Raw genomic sequence first — 16,935 nt, 5'->3', positions numbered from 1 at the left:
CCGTCGGGGGGTGAGCACCACCCCCCGGCCCGCCCCCCCCGCCGCCCCCCCCCCCCGGCGGCCCCCCCGCCGGGGGTGCGGGCGACTGCGGCCGCACGGCGAGGAATGAGAGAACCGGCCCGGGGCAACCGCTCGTGAGGCCGACGACAAGGAAGGGGCCCGTGATGGACGGGATCGTACTGCTCCGGGACGACCACAAGACCGTGGAGAAGCTGTTCAAGGAGTTCGAGCGGGCGGACGACGACGCGTACGCCCGGAAGCGGGAGATCGCGGACGAGGTGATCCGGGAACTCACCACGCACGCGTGGATCGAGGAGAAGGTCTTCTACCCCGCCGCCCGGGAGGCCGCCCCGGACACCACGGATCACGTCCTCGAAAGCGTCGAGGAACACCACGTCGTGCTGTGGATGCTCTCGGAACTCGCCGGCCTCGACCCCAAGGACGAGCGGTTCGACGCCAAGATGTCCGTACTCATGGAGAACGTGCGCCATCACGTCGAGGAGGAGGAGCAGGAGTGGTTCCCCGACGTGCGCAAGGCCATGGGACGCAACCGCCTGCTCGAACTGGGTGAGCGGATGGAGGCCGCCCGGAAGGACGCTCCGAGTAACCCGCTCGACGTGCCGAGCGCCGACGAGTAGCGCCCGGCAGCGGGGAGAGTCGCGGCGGGCCGCCCCCGATCGGGGGCGGCCTCGGCGGGTCGCGCTCGATCGGCGGGGCCTCGGCGGGTCGCGTTCGACCGGCGGGGGCACCGGCGCTGATCGGCGGGTCGTCGCCCCGGGCCGCGGGCCGGGCTCAGCGGTCGGGCGCCCGGCTCACCAGGGGATGTCGGCGGCGTCGACGATCCGCCCGCCCATGTTCCGCTCCACCATCCGCAGGGCCGCGTCCGCCAGGTCCTTGTGGATGTGGGCCACCGCGTCACGCGGGATCGTGACGCCGAAGTGCCGGATGTGGGCGTCCAGGGCGGAGTAGAGCACGCACTGCTCGGTGACCTGCCCCGTGAGCACGAGCGCGTCGACGTCCAGGCTGCGCAGCAGGTACGCCAGGGGCGTCTCGTAGAAGACGGAGTGGCGCGCCTTGACCACGAACAGGGACTCGTCGTCGGGCCGGACCGGCTCGACCAGTTCCGGGTGACGGCCGGAGAGCGCCAGGTCGAGGATCTGGCCGTGGTGGGAGCGCCAGCGGCCGAAGTTGTCGTTCGCGTAGACGACCGGAACGTCCGCCGCCCGGGCGCGCCGCAGCAGATCGACGATGGCCGGAAGGGCGCTCTCCACCGACGGGACGAGCTGCTCGGCGTCCTCGTGCCGATAGGTGTTGATCATGTCGATGACCACGAGCGCGTGCTGTGCCATGGCCGACTCCCGGTTCTCCGACCGGCCGCGGCGGTACGGCCCGGTCCGTCCCCCAGGATGTCCACGCTACCGGCCCGCTCGCGACTCGCCAGACGAGAGGCCCGCCGGTACGAGGGCTCCGCGGCCGGCCCGCGGGCGAGGACGGCGGAACGGGGCTGCGGGCCCGTCCCTCATCGCCCGTCCGGACGAGTATCCGGCGAATGGCCCGTTTCAGGCAGGCCCGCCGTGGCAAGTCGCGGGGCATGATGCGTATCGGCTACACGATGATGACCGAGCAGGCCGGACCCCGGGAGCTCGTCGGGCACGTGGTCGAGGCGGAGCGGATCGGCTTCGACTTCTCCGTGATCTCCGACCACTCCTTCCCGTGGCTGGAGGAGCAGGGGCACGCCCCGTACGCGTGGAGCGTCCTCGGAGCGGCCGCGCAGGCGACCTCCCGCATCCCGCTGATGACCTTCGTGACCTGCCCGACGTTCCGCTACCACCCCGTCGTGGTCGCGCAGAAGGCCGCGACCCTGCAACTGCTCTCGGAAGGCCGCTTCCGGCTCGGCCTCGGCTCCGGGGAGAACCTCAACGAACACGTCGTCGGCGAGGGCTGGCCCTCGGCCCGCGTCCGCCTCGACATGCTCGACGAGGCCGTCGAGATCATCCACGCCCTGTTCAAGGGGGAGTACGTGACACGTCACGGCCGGCACTTCCAGGTCGACGACGCCAGACTCTGGGACGTCCCCGACACCCCGCCACCCGTCGGCATCGCCGCCTCGGGCCCCCGCTCCTGCGCGCTTGCCGGACGCCACGGCGACCTGCTGATCGCCACGGAGCCGAAGCGTGAGCTCGTGGACGCGTTCGACGCGCAGGGCGGCGCGGGCAAGCCCCGGATCGGGCAGCTTCCCGTGTGCTACGACACCGACCGGGAGGCGGCGGTGGCCCGCGCCCACGAGCAGTTCCGCTGGTCGCTCGGCGGCTGGCGGCTCAACGCCGAGCTTCCCCTGCCGGCGGGCTTCGCCCAGGCGACGGAGCACATCCGTCCGGAGGACGTGGCGGAGAGCATCCCCTGCGGGGACGACGTCGACGCCGTCGTGGAAGCGGCCCGCCCCTTCGCCGAGGCCGGGTTCACCGACCTCGCCCTCGTCCAGGTCGGCGGCGCGCACCAGACGCCCTTCCTCCGCTGGGCGGAGACGAAACTCCTGCCCGCGCTCCGAGCGATGTAGGACAGCCCGCAGGGCCCCGGGGACACCGTCAGGTCGTCGCGGTCGGTCGCACGTCCACACGGCCGCTCGGCAGTCCGGACCTTCGCACCTCGCAGGGAGATGAACGGTATGACCAGACCGAGCAACGCCGACCCCGACCCCCGGGACTTCCCCGACGGCGGAACGACCCGAGCGGGCGAGACACCGCCGGCGGAATCGGGCACGGGCACCGGGACCGGGCCGTACCGGCCGCTTCGCCGGGGCTGGGGCAAGGGCCCCCTGGTTCTCCTGTGGGTCCTGGTCGTCGTGTGCGCCCTGTTCTTCCTCGCGTACGCGATCATCCTCGCCACCGACTGACGGGGCCCAGGCCCCCCGCCCCCCCCACGACCGAGACGAAAGGGAACATCTTCATGACGAGCAACGAATCCGCACCGGACGAGGCGCGTGGCGACGACGTGTACCAGCCCACCCACTCCGACGCGGACAACCGGCCCTCCGGCGCCCTCGATCCGGACAACGCGATCGTGACGGACCCGATCGACGACCTGTCCGTCCCCGGATACTCGCCGCCCGACCGCCCCCGTGGCGTCAACCGGTACGGCACCACGCAGCGCGAACAGCAGGAGGGCGAATCGCTCGACCGCCGGCTGGCCCAGGAGATCCCCGAGGAGCCGCCGCTCGAGGGCGACGGCATCGGGGACCTCCCGGGCGGGGACGGAGAGCCCGTCGACGAACAGGCCGGCGCCACCCGGGCCGGGCGCCTCGCACCGGTCGACACGCCGCCGGGCGGGGGCGACCACGCGGTCGCCAGGGACGTCGGCCTGGACGACGGCTCCGCGCCCGCCGAGGAGGCCGCGATGCACGTGGACACGGCGGCGGACGGGGCCGAGGACACGAGTCCTTAGGAACACCCTGGAGTGGAGGACCCCATGAGCGAGCGCATGAACGAGCGGGGGCACGACAGCGGGAACGAGCGTGGGAGGGAGCCCGCCGAGCACGCGTCGGACGGCGATGACGTCATGCGGCAGAGCACCCCGTCCCAGGCGGAGGGCGAGCGCGGGAAGGAGGAGGACGAGGAGCAGCAGCCGAAGAGGGGCCACGGCGTGTGAGAGGAAGCGAGACCGCGCCTCCGCGACAAGGACCCCGCCGAGCGGCATCGGCGGGGTCCTTGGCGGACGTCTGCTCGCGACGGCTGTGCCGCCCGCCTCGCTCGGCCTGCGGAGGTGTCGTCAGACGTCACTGACGGACGCAGCCCGCGAGGTCCTCCGTACTGGAGATCTCCTTGTCGAGCGTGTTCAGGTGCGGGATGACCTGGTCGAGCGCGGCCGGAGCGTTCATGTTCCGGTCCAGACGGTCCATGGCGACGTCCAGCTTCTGGAAGGCGGCCTGGAGCGCGTCGGTGTTCACACCCGCGTCACCGGCGGCGTCCCTGATGCTTCCCATGTCGTCCACCATGTCGGCCCGGACGTCCTGGATGCCCTGAACCGTCTCGGACGAATCGATGTTCCGCATCTCGCTGCTGTGGTCGCGGAGGCCGGCCAGTTCCTCGCAGACGGCCGCCGTGGCGTCCGCCCGTTCGTCCGCCGCGCCCTCGGTCCCGCCGTCGCTTCCGGAGCATCCGGCCAGGGCGAGCAAGGCCGCCGCGCCCACGGCCACCACGGTGCCCGACGCCGCCCGGCGCCACCGGCCATGGGGCTCTCGTACGGTCCTGGGGGGCATCTCGCACCACCTCCTCGGTACGCACGTGTCGTGCGTGGGACGTCTCGCGGCGGCGGCTACCCGCTGCCGGGGTCCGCACTCGCCCGGACCTGGGTTCCTGTCCACGCCCCCGTGCCCCCCCCCGCGCCGACGGTGGCCGCGCCGATCTCCCGATCCCCCCGGCCCGCGGCGTCAGCCGCGACTCACGGTGCGAAGAGGATCTTCACGGCTCCGTCCCGCTTCGCCTGGAACATGTCGTAGGCCTCCGGCGCCTGCGCGAGCGGCAGGCGGTGGGTGGCGAAGTCGTCCACGCCCAGCGGATCGTCGTCGGTGAGCAGCGGCAGCAGCTCGTCGACCCAGCGCAGGACGTTCGCCTGGCCCATGTGCAGTCGGATCTGCTTGTCGAACATCGCGAAGAGCGGCATCGGGTCGACCGCGCCCCCGTACACCCCCGCGAGGGACACCGTGCCTCCGCGGCGCACCAGCTCGACCGCCAGATGCAGGGCGGAGAGCCGGTCGACGCCGTAGCGGCGCATCATGGGGCGGGCCAAGGCGTCGGGCAGGTGGCCGACCAGCGTCTGCAGCCCCTGGGCGACCGGCGCCCCGTGCGCCTCCATGCCGACCGCGTCGATGACCGAGTCCGGACCCCGGCCCTCCGTCAGGTCCCGTACCCGCTCGACGAGTCGGCCGTCGGACTCGGACGGATCCAGGGTGTGTACGCCGCGGGCCGCGGCGCGGTCGAGCCGCTTCCGCACCGGATCGATCCCGATGACGAGTCCGGCTCCCTTCAGGAGGGCGATCCGGCAGGCCATGTCGCCGATGGGGCCGAGGCCGATCACCGCGACCGAGCCGCCGGGCGGCACGTCCGCGTAGTCGACGGCCTGCCACGCCGTGGGCAGGACGTCCGAGAGGTACACGAAACGGTCGTCCGGGGGCCCCTCCGGCACGGGTATCGGGAGGCTGTTGCCGAACGGCACCCGCAGGTACTCGGCCTGCCCGCCCGGCACCTGGCCGTACAGCTTGGTGTACCCGAACAGCGCCGCGCCCGTGTCATGGGCGTGCACCTGCGTCGTCTCGCACTGGGACTGCAACCCGCGGGCGCACATCGCGCACGTGCCGCACGAGACGTTGAAGGGCACCACGACACGACTGCCGGGCCTGAGCCGCCGCACCTCGGGGCCCACCTCCTCGACGACACCCATCGGCTCGTGCCCGAGCACGTCCCCCGGATCGAGGAACGGGCCCAGCACCTCGTACAGATGCAGGTCGGATCCGCACAGCCCGGTCGAGGTGATCCGTACGATCACGTCGGTGGGTTCCTGGATGGTCGGGTCCGGCACCGTCTCCACCGAGACCCGCCGCCGGCCCTGCCATGTGACGGCCTTCATCACTGCCACCTTCCCGTCTGTTGCCGGGCCGGGCGCCAGTGCCCCGACGCGCCCGCCCGAAGCCCGGTCGGGCGGTTACCCGAGCCCGGCGGCGCTACTCCCCGGACGGGTACATTTCCGGCGAACCGATCGCGCATGGGTGTTCCGGGGCCGGGCAGCCGCCGGGTGCCGCTGCCCGGCACGCTTCCCCTCCAGCCGGGCAGCGGTCCGACGCGAGCCGCTTCCGCTCCCGGCTCGGCATACGGCCCCGGCGGCACAGAAGTGATGCGCGCCCGCGGAGGGCGGGAGGCGGTGTGAGGAAGGCGAAACAGGGCCCCACGGCTCCGGCATACTTACCATTCAGTAACAACCCCCGTCCGCCACCCGTCCACGTTCGTCCCGCACTCCCGCTCCGCCGCGCCCCGGCCCTCCCCTCGAAGGAATCCGATGCCCTCGCCCGCTCGCTCCGCGCTCCTGCTCGCCGGTCTGCTCGCCTCGGCGGGCGTGGCCCATTTCGTGGCCCCCAAGCAGTTCGACGCCGTCGTTCCGCGCTCCCTGCCGGGCGATCCGCGCACCTGGACTGCCGCCAGCGGCGCGGTGGAGCTCGCCCTGGCCGCAGGCCTCGCGCTTCCGGCGACGCGACCAGTGAGTGCCCAGGCCGCGGCCCTGTTCTTCGTGGGGGTGTTCCCGGCCAACGTCAAGATGGCCTACGACTGGCGGAACCGCCCGGCACCCGCCAAGGCCCTCGCCTACTCCCGGCTTCCCCTCCAGATCCCCCTGATCCTCTGGGCCCGCAGCGCCGGCCGCACGGACAAGTAGACCTCCGTACCCGATCCGTACCTCCCTCGTACGCCCTGTACCCCCGCACCCGTGCACGTCCGCACCCGGTCGTACGCGGCGACCTCAGCCCGCACCGTCGAGCAGCAGGCGCGCCGCCACCGCCGCCCCGTCGGTGCGGACCGTACCGGCCACGGCGGCCACCCGCGCCCGGGTCCCGGGGGCCAGGGCCGTGTCCAGCGCTGCCGACAGGGACTCCACCGTCGGCATCGGGCCGTCGTGCGCCACGCCGATGCCCGCAGCCCCCACCCGCTCGGCCCAGTACGGCTGGTCCGCGCCCTGGGCCACGACGACCTGCGGCACCCCGGCGAGCGCGGCGGTCGTCGTGGTGCCCGCGCTGCCGTGGTGCACGACGGCGGCCACCCGCGCGAACAGCTCTTGATGGTTGACCTCGCCGACCGAGAGGCAGTCGTCCCGGTCGTCGACCGGAACCAGATCGGCCCAGCCACGGGAGACGATCGTGCGCATGCCCCGCGCGCGGACCGCCTCGACGGCCACGCGGACGACATCCTGCAGGCCGCCCGGGGGCATGCTGCCGAACCCCACGTACACCGGTGGCTCGCCGGCGCCCAGGAACGCCTCCAGTGCCGGTGGAAGGGGACGCGCGTCCGGCCGGATCCAGGCGCCGGTCTGCACCACGTCGAGGTCCGTCGACGGCCACGGGCTCAGGGCCGGGTCGGTGGCCAGCCACGGGCGCGCGGTGAACGCGTAGTCGCGGACGTCGTCCACCGGGGGCAGCCCGATCGCGGTCCGGTGAGCGTTGACCTCCGCGCCGAACATGTCGTTCGCGTTCCGCGCGTCCGCGTCCCACAGCGCCCGGTTGTCGCTGACCCCCGGGGGCAGGGGACGGCCCCGCCGCGCCGGCGGCGGCTGGTGCGGCGACGGCAGGATGACCGGCTGGTGGCTCGCGTGCACGTAACGGATGCCCAGTCTCTCGGCCACCGACCGCGCCCCGGCGGTGACGGGCAGAGGACCGGTCGCCACCAGCGCGTCACACCCCTCGGCGGCCGCGGCGACGGTGGTGAACTGAGCGGTGATCAGATCGGCAGCGCGCCGCGCGAGTCCGACCGCGGAGCCGGGTCGTACCGAGGCCACCAGGGGGCGCACCGGCTGTCCCACCGGCACCATCGGCACACCGGCCCCGGCCAGCAACGTCCCGAACTCCTCGTCCGGCGGCGCACACATCCACACGTCCGCGCCGAACTCCCGCAGCCGCACCGCGAGTCCCACCATCGGTTCGACGCTTCCGCGCGACCCGTACGTCGACAACAGCACGCGCACTTCGCGGCCCCCATGTTCGGCATGTCACGACCAGGCCGCCCATTCTGCGCCACGCCCCGGTTCTCCCCGCGAGCGCCCCCGGCCGCGGCCGGTCAGGGGCGCCGCCAGTCGTTCTCCCGCGGGTGGGACCCGGCCATGGGGCCCATGCGCAGCATCCCGCCGTCCACCGCCCAGGACGCGCCCGTGACGTAGGAGGCGTCAGGACCGGCCAGGAAGGCGATCACGGCGGCGACCTCCCGGGCGTCCCCGGGACGCCCCAGCGGGACCCCGGGCCGGGACTCCCGCCGTACGTCCGTGTCCTCCTGACCGGTCATCGGGGTGGCGATCTCGCCCGGCGCCACCGAGTTGACCGTGATGCCGTGCTCGGCCAGCTCCAGGGCCATGACCTGGGTGAGAAGCCCCAGTCCGCCCTTGGCCGCGCAGTACGGTCCCGCGCCCACGCGCGGCTGGTGCTCGTGGACGGACGTCACGTTCACGATCCGGCCACCACCGCCCTGGGCGATCATGCGCCGGGCCGCACGCTGGGAGCAGAGCAGCGGACCGACCAGATCCACGTCCAGGACCTGGCGGACGGTCGCCAGGTCCAGGTCGAGGACCGGCGTGGCGGTTCCGGTCCCCGCGTTGTTGACGAGGACGTCGATGCCGCCGAGTTCCTCGGCGAGCCGGTCGACGACATCCGCCGCCTCGGGGAGCCGGGTGAGGTCCAGATGCTCCACCACGGCGCGGCGGCCGTGCCGCCGCACCTCGTCGGCGGTGGCGTGGGCACCCTCGGCGTCACTGTGCCAGGTGATGCCGACGTCCAGACCCTGCTCGGCCAGCCGGACGGCGACGGCCCTCCCGATGCCAGAGTCCGCACCGGTGACCACGGCGGTGCGGGCCCGGAAGGTGAGATCACCGGGAACGGCGGACCTCGCCTCAGCGTGCTGTGCAGCCATGCCCTGTTCTCCTCCTCCGGTCCTTCCGCCGCCCCTGTGGGCCCTGACCGGCTCAGTGGGTCCAGCAGGTGTCAGAGCGACGCGGGGAACCGCTCCCACACCCGGTGAGCGCCCAGCAGGCCCGTCAGCTCGGACAGCACCTGCCCGGCGTCGTCGCCGACGACGACCCCCGGCGCGTCCACGGGCAACCGGGCCGCCTCCAGGGCCGTCGCCCCCTCGCCCGTCGCACAGACGGCCTTGCCATGGCGGTACGCCTCGGAGAGCAGCAGCACCACCCGCGGGTCCACGAGCGGGGCGTCCGTCGATACGTGACCGGCCTTCGCGTCCCGTACCCCCTGCGCGTCAAGGCCCGGAGCCGGGCAGGCGGCCACGTACAGGGCGTCGAACTCGACCGACCGCGCCGCGGCGAAGGTGCGCTGCACCGTGACCGCCTCGCCGTCGGCGTCCAGGGTGCCGCCGGTCGCGGCGATCACCAGCGGGACCATGCCGGCACTGAGGACGGCCTCGCGGAACGACCGCACGGCTTCCATGCCCCGGGCGTCGGTCTCGTCCGCGACGATGCCGATGACCCGTCCGTCCGGCGGCCAGGTCTCGCCGAGCTGGGAGAGCGCGGGGCTCGGCCGCACGTCGGCGAAGGGCACGGTCGCCGGCGGCACGGGAAGCCCGAGCCCCGTGGCGACGCCCTCGCAGAGAACCGGGTCGATGTTGGCGAGAACGGTCAGCGCCCGTTCCTTCACGGCCTGTTCGAAGCACTTGCTCAGCTCGAAGGTGTAGGCCGCGATGATGTGCTCCCGCTCCGTCGGCGTCATGCTCAGCCAGAAGAGCCGGGCCTGCCCGAAGTGGTCGTCGAACGACTGGGGCGCCTCGCGCACCTTCGTCGACGCCGGCACGGGGACGGGCGTCTCGATGTACGCGCCGGTGTCCGCCCCGGCGAGGAAGGGGCAGCCGCCGTCCAGGGAGTTGGGGTGGTAGGGGGCGACTCCGGTGTGGACGGCCGTCTGGTGCATGCCGTCGCGCAGCATGTCGTTGACCGGGGCGTGCGGACGGTTGATGGGGATCTGACCGAAGTTGGGGCCGCCGAGCCTGCTGATCTGGGTGTCCAGGTAGGAGAAGAGACGACCGGCCAGCAGCGGGTCGTCGGTGACGTCGATACCGGGCACGAGGTGGCCCGGGTGGAAGGCGACCTGTTCCGTCTCGGCGAAGAAGTTCTTGGTGTTCGCGTTGAGCGTGAGCAGACCGATCGGCTGCACGGGGGCGAGTTCCTCCGGCACGATCTTCGTCGGGTCGAGCAGGTCGATGCCCTCGAAGGTCTGCTCGGGGGTGTCGGGGAAGGTCTGGATCCCGAGCTCCCACTGCGGGTAGGCGCCCGCCTCGATGGCGTCGAAAAGGTCCCGCCGGTGGAAGTCCGGATCCATGCCCCCGATGAGCTGCGCCTCCTCCCAGACGAGGGAGTGCACGCCCAGCCGAGGCTTCCAGTGGAACTTGACCAGGGTCGTCCCGCCGTCGTGCCCGACGAGGCGGAAGGTGTGGACGCCGAAGCCCTCCATCATCCGGTAGGAGCGCGGGATCCCGCGGTCGGACATGTTCCACAGGGTGTGGTGGGTGGCCTCGGTGTGCAGCGACACGAAGTCCCAGAAGGTGTCGTGGGCGCTCTGCGCCTGCGGGATCTCCCGGTCGGGATGCGGCTTTGCGGCATGGATGATGTCGGGGAACTTGATGGCGTCCTGGATGAAGAAGACCGGGATGTTGTTCCCGACGAGGTCGAACGTCCCCTCCTCGGTGTAGAACTTCGTCGCGAAACCACGTGTGTCGCGGACCGTGTCGGCCGAACCGCGGGAACCGAGGACGGTGGAGAACCGCACGAACACGGGCGTCTCGACGTCGTCGGCGAGGAACGCCGCCTTCGTCAGGCGGCTCGCCGTCCCGTAGCTCCGGAACACGCCGTGAGCCGCCGCTCCGCGCGCGTGCACCACGCGCTCCGGGATGCGCTCGTGGTCGAAGTGGGTGATCTTCTCGCGCAGGTGGTGGTCCTGGAGCAGCACGGGCCCGCGGCTGCCGGCCTTGAGCGAGTGGTCCGTCTCGTACAGCCGGGCCCCCTGCGCGGTGGTGAGGTACGCACCGCTCTGGGCCGAACGGGCGGGGTCCTCCCCGGTGGCCTGACCCGTGGGGCTGACGGTCTCCGGCCCGCTCTGGTCCGGCTTCGGCGGCAGCGGGCCGTGGGGCTGTGTGGGCTCCTCGAAGGACGAGGGCTGGGCTCCGGGCCGCCCGGGGACGCCGGACTCGGGGGACGACGGGTCCGGGTTCGGGTTCGCTGTCATGGGGACGCTCCTGTTCGAGTGGGTGCCTTGCACTCCCACGTTTGCCCTGTCGCGAATGACCCGAACATACGAGATTGCGCGGATACGAGCGACTCAGCGCGAACGAGCCGGCCGGGGAGCGCGGGGAGACTCGGCAATTACGGACGACACGCGCAGACGGGTGACTCGGCGGCTCGGTCGCGGCACCGTGCGGAACCGTTCGAGGGCTTCGTCGTCACCGCGTCCTCAGCGGAACGGCCGGGATCGCAGCCGACGGGCCGCCAGGACCGGGCGGTGCGAGCGAAGGGCGGCGCGGGCGGCGTTGGCGCCGGGTGCGCCGTGGACACCGCCGCCCGGGTGGGCGGTGGCCGAGGCGACGTAGAGCGCGCGGATCGGGGTCCCCGGCCGCCCGGTTCCGGGGACGGGGCGGAAGACCAGCTGCTGGTGCAGATTGGTGGTGCCCTGGTTGACGGCGCCTCCGACGAGGGAGGCGTTGAGCCGTTCCATGTCGGGCGGCGCCAGGACGCGCCGAGCGAGGATGGACGCGCGGAAGCCGGGCGCGAGACGCTCGATGCCCGCCTCCATGCGGGCCGCGACCACGTCCTTCTCCCGTTCGTCCCACAGCCCGCGCAGGCCGTCGTCCCCGGCGTCGCCCCTGATCTCCTGCGGCACATGCGTATAGCCCCAGGCGGACTCCGTGCCGGCGGGGGAGCGGGTCGCGTCGGCCGTGGTCATCTGGCCGAGGACGGTGAAGGGCACGTCGGGTACGCGACCCATGGCGAGCTGGGCGCCGAAACGGGTGAGCTCGTCCACCCCGTCGGCGACATGGACGGTCCCGGCGCCGTACGCCCCCTCCGCCGTCCAGGGGATCGGACGCGCGAGGGCCCAGTCGACCTTCACCGTGGAGAAGTCCCACTGGAAGCGGCGCAGATCCGCGCGCAGCCCCGGCGGAACGTCCTCCGCCGCCAGCAGGCGCCCGTACAGCAGGGGAGCGGGCACGTCGGCGAGGACGGCGCGGAGCGCGGGTACCTCACTGCCGTCCTCGGTCCGGACGGCCACCGCCCGGCCGCCGCGTACGACGACACGGGTCACCGTACGACCGCAGTGGACGACCCCGCCGCGGGCCTGGAGCCGCCGGACGAGCGCACGGGTGAGGCTCGCCGCCCCGCCGGTCGGCACGGGGAACCCGTACGCCTGGCCGAGCATCGACATCAGCCAGCCGAAGCCGCCGCCGAGAGCGGATTCCGGCCCCAGGTCGGCGTGGAGGGCGTTGCCCGCGATCAGCAGCCTGCCGCCCTCACCGGCGAAATACTCCTCGCCGAAGCGCCGGGCCGGCAGCAGCATGGTCCGGGCCAGCCGGAGACCCCCGGAAGGACCGGTGCGGGCGGCGAGCCGCAGCCCGGAGACGACCGGAGGGAAGGGGGTGAAGAGGCACCCGAGCAGGTCGTCGCCGACCTGCCGCCAGATCCGGTGGAGCCCCTCCCAGGCGGCCCCGTCGGGCGCCGCGAATCCGGCCACGGACGCGATCGTGCTCTCGAGGTCCCGGGAGAGGACCGCGCATTGGCCGTCGGGGAGCGGATGGGCGAGGACGGTCGGGGCGTGCGTCCAGCGCAACCCCTGCTCCTCCAGCCGCATGGCCCGGATCACCGGGGAGGCGGCGGCCAGCGGGTAGAAGGCGCTGAACAGGTCGTGCACGTAGTCGGGATGGACTCCGCGGTCGCTGCGGACCGCTCCGCCCGGCTCGTCCTGGGCCTCCAGGACCACGACCCGCCACCCGGCGTCCGCGAGGACGTTGGCCGCCACGAGACCGTTGGGGCCGGCGCCGACGACCACCGCGTCAGGCGTCGACACGAGACCCGCCCTGACCGGAACCCGCCTCCGCGTCCGAGGGCCCGTGCCCGTGCGGATCCACCCCCGGATCCGACGTCGGTTCCGACTCCACGAGCCGGGCGAGCCGGGCCAGCATGGCGCGGTGCCGCAGCTGGATGGCGGCGTCGAAGACCGTGTTGTGCCAGCGGGCCACCGGCCCGGTCAGCGGGTGCTCGTCGACGATGACGAGGGTGTCCTCTCCCCACGGCTGCACCCGGATGGCGATGCGGACACTGCCCGACCTGCCGCCCATGGACTCGAGTTCGAGACGCTGCCCGGGCTCGAAGACGCGTGAGACCGTGCGGCCCTCGTACGCGAACGGACCCAGCCGAACGGTGTAACCGATCTCCGAACCCACGGCGGGCCATCGTCCGTCCCGGTTCCAGGAGTCATCGGTGCCGATCACCCATCGGGTGTAGAGGTCGCCGTCGCGCAGAACCGACCAGACGTCGGCCGGGGGCTTACGGATGAGCTGATGGCGCGCGGCCATGGGAGGCCTCCTGGTGGCTCGCGGGCGGCGTACCGGTCACCCGCCACGACCACCGCGCGACGCCGCAGCGGCGCCGGACGGGGCGTAGAGGGTGCCGGTCGGGTCGGCGGTCTCGCCGGGGGAGGGCGGTGACGGACAGCGAGGCCTCACAGGACGTCCGACGGACGGCGCGGACGAAGCCGGTGCCCCGCACGCCCTGAAGGAAGACGGAACCGCGCGCGCCGAGCACGACCCGGCCGCCGCACCGGGCGGCAACGAGCGGCACCGCGCGCCGGAGCCCATCCGAAGCGTCGGTGACCACGACGACCGGACCTCGACCCGGCTCCGAGCCATGCCTTCCCATGCCCCGGCGTCTGACCACTCCCGGGGCACTTCATGCACGGGGACAAGGCTTTCCCCGTGAACCGCCGTCTCCGAGCACCTCCGGCGACACCGCTGTCAGGCCCCGGGCACGGGCGTCGCGATCAACCTTCCGACACCGTCCCCGCCGAACTCGTCGAGGGCCACGGGCCGCCCGCAGACGCCGAGGAGCGCCGACTGTCGCCCGAATACCTCACCGACGAACACGCGGAAATCTATGTCGGCCACAGTAGACATTGCATGTCGGTCCAGCTATGGTTTCTGTCGTAGCGCAGAGACACCAGGGCCTGGCAGAGACGAACTGCCGGTCAGCAGTACCCAGCAGTATCTGTAGGAGTAGTTCGCAGGACGGTGCGGCGGTGGAGTTTCGAAGCCAGGGTTGTTGCAGGACGGCGACGAGGCTGACGGCCGGACCGGGTGGCCCGCAGTGATCAGGGGCGACCACGCGCAGGACCAGTGAAGTGAGTGAGCAGTACCTCGGTGCAGGCGCCGTTGCGGGCGCGGGCACCGGAAAGATGGGGACGGGGTCCGCTGAGCAGTTCGCAGTACCCCGTTCAGCAAGTAGTGGATAACCAAGGGAAGAAACGGAGGAGCCGAGCGCCATCAGGATCGCCCGGGTGGAGGTCAGAGCCCGGGTACCGCAGGACATCGACAGTGAGGTGGTCTCCGGTCAAGCAACCGCGATCCCCGCACTCCCGACAGCATCTGGGTCGGGTCTGCGGAACAGGAAGCCGGCGCAGCAAGCAGGACCGGCAGATGGTGTAGCAGTTCCTTCGGGGCCCTGGTGCCGTACGGCACCAGGGCCCCCTGTCGCGTTGCACGGAGAGATGCAGATGACTGCAGACGACTCGTACGGCCGTCTCGATGACGACGACTACCCCGCCTTCACGATGGGCAGGGCCGCCGAGATGCTCGGCACCACCCAGGGCTTCCTCCGCGCCATCGGCGAGGCCCGATTGATCACCCCGCTGCGCTCGGCGGGCGGTCACCGCCGCTACTCCCGCTATCAACTGCGCATCGCGGCCCGCGCCCGGGAACTCGTCGACCAGGGCACCCCGATCGAGGCCGCCTGCCGCATCATCGTCCTGGAGGACCAGCTCGAAGAAGCCCAGCGCATCAACGCCGAATACCGCCGCGGCACCGAAGCCACCGACCAGCCGACCGACGGCTGACCCGGTGTGCCGTTCCACGCTCACAGGGACGGCGACGGCCAGACCCCCAGCCTTCACGTACTGAAGGTGAGAACCAGCATTCGCGCGGGCGGTGAGGGGACCTTCGGGGCGGGCGTTGCCGCGGTGTTCGTACTGCGCGACAAACTCTGGCGGCCACTACGGAGCGCCGGCAGCGGAGCCGCACGCCGACTCATCTCGCCACACCGAGGCGCCTCCCAGGTCGTACGCCGCATTCGAGCCCATCACCCGGGCCTCCCGAGTCGATCGCGCAGCGGGACCGGTCCAGCTCGCCGTGGGCACCGAGCTCGTCGAGGGCCGGTCGGTGGAGGCCGACTCACACCCGAGCCTTCGATCACTCGCTGAACCGCCGATGAGGGATTGCCCTCACAACCGAAGGGCGAGGTCGGCAGTTGCCGGCACCTACAGCCTGATGTGGCTACGCATGCGATCGCCGCCAGCCTCTCCCGGTCGCCATGTCGACGCCGACCGCCGCCCTGAGGTCGCGCGGGCGTCTCCGGAACCGCCCGCTGGAACAGCTCCCAGGGCTCATCCGGCACCAGCCCCCAACCATCCTCATGAACTGCCGTCTACGCCTTGCTGGAGCAGATGGTCTCGATCCAGGTCGCCCGGAGGTCACGGCAGACAATGGTGAGCGTGCCGTCCCAGCAGGCGACCTCATGACGGCAGCCGTTCCTGTGTGGCAGGATCTCGTCGAGAATCACGGGCCCGAGGTCCGTTCCTCGGTCCTCGTCGGCGGGATCGATGATGAAGCTGGACACCCCTGCGTAGCGGATCAGCAGGTCTTGGTCGTGCTTCCAGCAGTTGTGCTGGAATTCGACCTCCATCTCCTCACCGTCGGCGCCCTGGACAGCCCGGACAGACCGGAGCGTCAGGTCCTTCACACATTGCCTACTGCGGAAGTCGTAGTGGTCCGTGTCGGTGGCGAAAGCCCGGGCGCCTGCCGGCAGGTCACCGGAGATCGAGGGGAGGTGGCTCAGGTAGCGAGCCGGGTCCAGGACCCCTGAGAGATCGCCGAGCTGTGCGTCGAGAGTGACGTACTCCATCGACCTTCACCCCCGCTCATGGTTTCCCACCGGCCGACGAATCGTCGCACAGACTCACCGAACGAGATGACGTCCAAGAGGTCACCGGACAAGCCCTCGGAGAAAGCGGCGCTGCGGGTGACGCAGAACCGGCGTCGGCATCCGCCGCGTACGGCTGAGGTACTACGCACATTGTCCCGGCCTCCCCGGGTACGCGAACGGCACCAGGCCCATCAAGGAGGAACCATGTCCGGACTGATCTCCCGTATCAAGCAGTTCACCCGCAGCCCCCAGGGCCGGCGGACGGTCGCGTCGGCCCGGCGCGCCGCCGCCGACCCCCGCAAGCGGAACCAGGCGCGCAGCCTGCTCGGGCGGCTGCGCGGCCGACGGTGACGGGCAGGCCGGAGGGCAGGCACTCGGCCGGGAAGGGGCTCTCGCGATGGGAACGAGCCCTGGAGCGCTGGCAGAAGAACCTGTTCTCCAAGGACCGCCACCGGGAGCACGTCGAGCTGCTCGATGCCTTGCACCAGGAGTGCGACGGCCACGCCGTGGTGTGCAGCGAGAGCAGAGTGGTCGTGCCGAACGCCTACGAGGTGGAACTGGACACCCAGGTGCACGAGGAGCTGATGCGTCGCGGCCGGGGCGACGTGGGCGCGGCCCTGACGGACGACCTGGCCCGTCACGGGGAGCGGAACGGCTACGAGTGGGCGGGACCGCTCACCATCCGTGTCACCCCGACCGAGCGCCCGCCCGGCGATCCGTACCGAGTGAGCAGCAGCCCCATGCCCCACGTACGGGCCGATGCCTTTCCGGCGGAGAACTGAACGGGCGCCGGGCAGGCGTGATCGTGAAGTACCGACCCGCTGCAGAGGGTCGCGGAGGGAAAGGAGCCGGGCAGGCCGCTACCGTACGGCCGCCTCTCGGCCGCTGATCGGCGACCCGGCCGAGCGCGTCACGACGGGTGCTCCGGCGAACCCGTCCTTCGTGCCATCCGCGACGTCGACGCGACGCGATACAGCTTTCCTGTCGGCGCCGCCCGCACGCTTCGGC

Annotated in this window: 19 protein-coding genes and 1 pseudogene; 9 read left to right on the top strand and 11 right to left on the bottom strand. The window is 72.2% G+C overall.

The window, feature by feature from the left end:
- The first annotated feature begins 164 nt into the window (after nt 1–164).
- Nucleotides 165–638: a hemerythrin domain-containing protein gene (locus tag ACFWV2_RS28710; protein WP_384409239.1), complete on the top strand. Its 474-nt coding sequence runs from the start codon at nt 165–167 to the stop codon at nt 636–638.
- Between the two features lie 174 nt (nt 639–812).
- Here ACFWV2_RS28710 and ACFWV2_RS28705 read toward each other — a convergent pair whose 3' ends face one another.
- Nucleotides 813–1,349: an isochorismatase family cysteine hydrolase gene (locus tag ACFWV2_RS28705; RefSeq protein ID WP_384409237.1), complete on the bottom strand. Its 537-nt coding sequence runs from the start codon at nt 1,347–1,349 to the stop codon at nt 813–815.
- Between the two features lie 242 nt (nt 1,350–1,591).
- Between ACFWV2_RS28705 and ACFWV2_RS28700 the strand changes: the two genes are divergently transcribed.
- From ACFWV2_RS28700 to ACFWV2_RS28685, 4 genes are all read left to right on the top strand, one after another.
- A complete protein-coding gene (locus ACFWV2_RS28700; protein ID WP_384409249.1) occupies nt 1,592–2,557 on the top strand; it encodes an LLM class F420-dependent oxidoreductase in 966 nt (321 codons plus the stop codon).
- A 108-nt stretch (nt 2,558–2,665) separates the two neighbouring features.
- Complete coding sequence (locus ACFWV2_RS28695) at nt 2,666–2,893, top strand: DUF6480 family protein (protein ID WP_384409235.1); 228 nt, start codon at nt 2,666–2,668, stop codon at nt 2,891–2,893.
- 53 nt (nt 2,894–2,946) lie between these two features.
- Nucleotides 2,947–3,441, top strand: a complete 495-nt coding sequence (locus tag ACFWV2_RS28690; RefSeq protein ID WP_384409233.1) for a DUF5709 domain-containing protein — start codon at nt 2,947–2,949, stop codon at nt 3,439–3,441.
- A 24-nt stretch (nt 3,442–3,465) separates the two neighbouring features.
- The gene (locus ACFWV2_RS28685) at nt 3,466–3,645 is read left to right on the top strand and encodes a hypothetical protein (RefSeq protein WP_384409231.1); all 180 of its coding nucleotides are present in this window, start codon (nt 3,466–3,468) and stop codon (nt 3,643–3,645) included.
- 127 nt (nt 3,646–3,772) lie between these two features.
- Here ACFWV2_RS28685 and ACFWV2_RS28680 read toward each other — a convergent pair whose 3' ends face one another.
- Complete coding sequence (locus ACFWV2_RS28680; RefSeq protein WP_384409229.1) at nt 3,773–4,255, bottom strand: hypothetical protein; 483 nt, start codon at nt 4,253–4,255, stop codon at nt 3,773–3,775.
- Between the two features lie 182 nt (nt 4,256–4,437).
- The gene (locus ACFWV2_RS28675; protein WP_384409227.1) at nt 4,438–5,622 is read right to left on the bottom strand and encodes an alcohol dehydrogenase catalytic domain-containing protein; all 1,185 of its coding nucleotides are present in this window, start codon (nt 5,620–5,622) and stop codon (nt 4,438–4,440) included.
- Between the two features lie 426 nt (nt 5,623–6,048).
- On the opposite strand from ACFWV2_RS28675, the gene ACFWV2_RS28670 reads away from it, so the two are divergent.
- Nucleotides 6,049–6,420 carry a DoxX family protein gene (locus tag ACFWV2_RS28670; protein ID WP_384409225.1) on the top strand — a complete coding sequence of 124 codons (372 nt, stop codon included), beginning with the start codon at nt 6,049–6,051 and terminating at the stop codon, nt 6,418–6,420.
- 84 nt (nt 6,421–6,504) lie between these two features.
- Here the strand turns inward: ACFWV2_RS28670 and ACFWV2_RS28665 are convergent, their stop codons facing one another.
- The 6 genes from ACFWV2_RS28665 to ACFWV2_RS28640 all read right to left on the bottom strand — a co-directional run bounded on the left by ACFWV2_RS28665 (nt 6,505) and on the right by ACFWV2_RS28640 (nt 13,898).
- The gene (locus tag ACFWV2_RS28665; protein ID WP_384409247.1) at nt 6,505–7,713 is read right to left on the bottom strand and encodes a glycosyltransferase; all 1,209 of its coding nucleotides are present in this window, start codon (nt 7,711–7,713) and stop codon (nt 6,505–6,507) included.
- A gap of 98 nt (nt 7,714–7,811) precedes the next feature.
- Nucleotides 7,812–8,654: an SDR family oxidoreductase gene (locus tag ACFWV2_RS28660; protein ID WP_384409223.1), complete on the bottom strand. Its 843-nt coding sequence runs from the start codon at nt 8,652–8,654 to the stop codon at nt 7,812–7,814.
- Between the two features lie 71 nt (nt 8,655–8,725).
- Nucleotides 8,726–10,972, bottom strand: coding sequence for a catalase (locus ACFWV2_RS28655; protein ID WP_384409221.1), 2,247 nt, complete (start codon nt 10,970–10,972; stop codon nt 8,726–8,728).
- Between the two features lie 225 nt (nt 10,973–11,197).
- Nucleotides 11,198–12,802 carry a phytoene desaturase family protein gene (locus tag ACFWV2_RS28650; protein ID WP_384409219.1) on the bottom strand — a complete coding sequence of 535 codons (1,605 nt, stop codon included), beginning with the start codon at nt 12,800–12,802 and terminating at the stop codon, nt 11,198–11,200.
- Nucleotides 12,789–13,310: an SRPBCC family protein gene (locus tag ACFWV2_RS28645; protein WP_384409217.1), complete on the bottom strand. Its 522-nt coding sequence runs from the start codon at nt 13,308–13,310 to the stop codon at nt 12,789–12,791. The genes ACFWV2_RS28650 and ACFWV2_RS28645 overlap by 14 nt, the downstream gene beginning before the upstream one ends.
- Nucleotides 13,311–13,748: 438 nt before the next feature.
- Nucleotides 13,749–13,898: a hypothetical protein gene (locus ACFWV2_RS28640; RefSeq protein ID WP_384409215.1), complete on the bottom strand. Its 150-nt coding sequence runs from the start codon at nt 13,896–13,898 to the stop codon at nt 13,749–13,751.
- Between the two features lie 605 nt (nt 13,899–14,503).
- Between ACFWV2_RS28640 and ACFWV2_RS28635 the strand changes: the two genes are divergently transcribed.
- The gene (locus ACFWV2_RS28635) at nt 14,504–14,842 is read left to right on the top strand and encodes a MerR family transcriptional regulator (protein WP_384409213.1); all 339 of its coding nucleotides are present in this window, start codon (nt 14,504–14,506) and stop codon (nt 14,840–14,842) included.
- 256 nt (nt 14,843–15,098) lie between these two features.
- On the opposite strand, the pseudogene ACFWV2_RS28630 reads toward ACFWV2_RS28635, so the two are convergent.
- Nucleotides 15,099–15,402: pseudogene (locus ACFWV2_RS28630) on the bottom strand (transposase); the annotation flags it as partial.
- A 27-nt stretch (nt 15,403–15,429) separates the two neighbouring features.
- Nucleotides 15,430–15,906, bottom strand: coding sequence for a hypothetical protein (locus ACFWV2_RS28625; protein ID WP_384409211.1), 477 nt, complete (start codon nt 15,904–15,906; stop codon nt 15,430–15,432).
- Between the two features lie 225 nt (nt 15,907–16,131).
- Between ACFWV2_RS28625 and ACFWV2_RS28620 the strand changes: the two genes are divergently transcribed.
- On the top strand, nt 16,132–16,278 hold the full coding sequence (locus tag ACFWV2_RS28620; protein WP_384409209.1) for a hypothetical protein: 147 nt from the start codon (nt 16,132–16,134) through the stop codon (nt 16,276–16,278).
- Entirely contained in the window at nt 16,275–16,709 is a 435-nt protein-coding gene (locus ACFWV2_RS28615) for an FhaA domain-containing protein (protein WP_384409207.1), read from the top strand. Before ACFWV2_RS28620 ends, ACFWV2_RS28615 begins: the two co-directional genes overlap by 4 nt.
- The last annotated feature ends 226 nt before the right edge of the window (nt 16,710–16,935 follow it).

The sequence above is a fragment of the Streptomyces sp. NPDC058671 genome, from assembly GCF_042716475.1.
Taxonomy (GTDB): Bacteria; Actinomycetota; Actinomycetes; order Streptomycetales; family Streptomycetaceae; genus Streptomyces.
This window is presented reverse-complemented; position numbering and strand designations above follow the sequence as displayed.

Coding starts and splice junctions, on each gene's coding strand:
- ACFWV2_RS28660 (WP_384409223.1), bottom strand. CDS start 8,654: ATGGCTGCACAGCACGCTGAGGCGAGGTCCGCCGTTCCCGGTGATCTC.
- ACFWV2_RS28655 (WP_384409221.1), bottom strand. CDS start 10,972: ATGACAGCGAACCCGAACCCGGACCCGTCGTCCCCCGAGTCCGGCGTC.
- ACFWV2_RS28710 (WP_384409239.1), top strand. CDS start 165: ATGGACGGGATCGTACTGCTCCGGGACGACCACAAGACCGTGGAGAAG.
- ACFWV2_RS28625 (WP_384409211.1), bottom strand. CDS start 15,906: ATGGAGTACGTCACTCTCGACGCACAGCTCGGCGATCTCTCAGGGGTC.
- ACFWV2_RS28705 (WP_384409237.1), bottom strand. CDS start 1,349: ATGGCACAGCACGCGCTCGTGGTCATCGACATGATCAACACCTATCGG.
- ACFWV2_RS28635 (WP_384409213.1), top strand. CDS start 14,504: ATGACTGCAGACGACTCGTACGGCCGTCTCGATGACGACGACTACCCC.
- ACFWV2_RS28620 (WP_384409209.1), top strand. CDS start 16,132: ATGTCCGGACTGATCTCCCGTATCAAGCAGTTCACCCGCAGCCCCCAG.
- ACFWV2_RS28685 (WP_384409231.1), top strand. CDS start 3,466: ATGAGCGAGCGCATGAACGAGCGGGGGCACGACAGCGGGAACGAGCGT.
- ACFWV2_RS28700 (WP_384409249.1), top strand. CDS start 1,592: ATGATGCGTATCGGCTACACGATGATGACCGAGCAGGCCGGACCCCGG.
- ACFWV2_RS28690 (WP_384409233.1), top strand. CDS start 2,947: ATGACGAGCAACGAATCCGCACCGGACGAGGCGCGTGGCGACGACGTG.
- ACFWV2_RS28675 (WP_384409227.1), bottom strand. CDS start 5,622: ATGAAGGCCGTCACATGGCAGGGCCGGCGGCGGGTCTCGGTGGAGACG.
- ACFWV2_RS28680 (WP_384409229.1), bottom strand. CDS start 4,255: ATGCCCCCCAGGACCGTACGAGAGCCCCATGGCCGGTGGCGCCGGGCG.
- ACFWV2_RS28670 (WP_384409225.1), top strand. CDS start 6,049: ATGCCCTCGCCCGCTCGCTCCGCGCTCCTGCTCGCCGGTCTGCTCGCC.
- ACFWV2_RS28695 (WP_384409235.1), top strand. CDS start 2,666: ATGACCAGACCGAGCAACGCCGACCCCGACCCCCGGGACTTCCCCGAC.
- ACFWV2_RS28645 (WP_384409217.1), bottom strand. CDS start 13,310: ATGGCCGCGCGCCATCAGCTCATCCGTAAGCCCCCGGCCGACGTCTGG.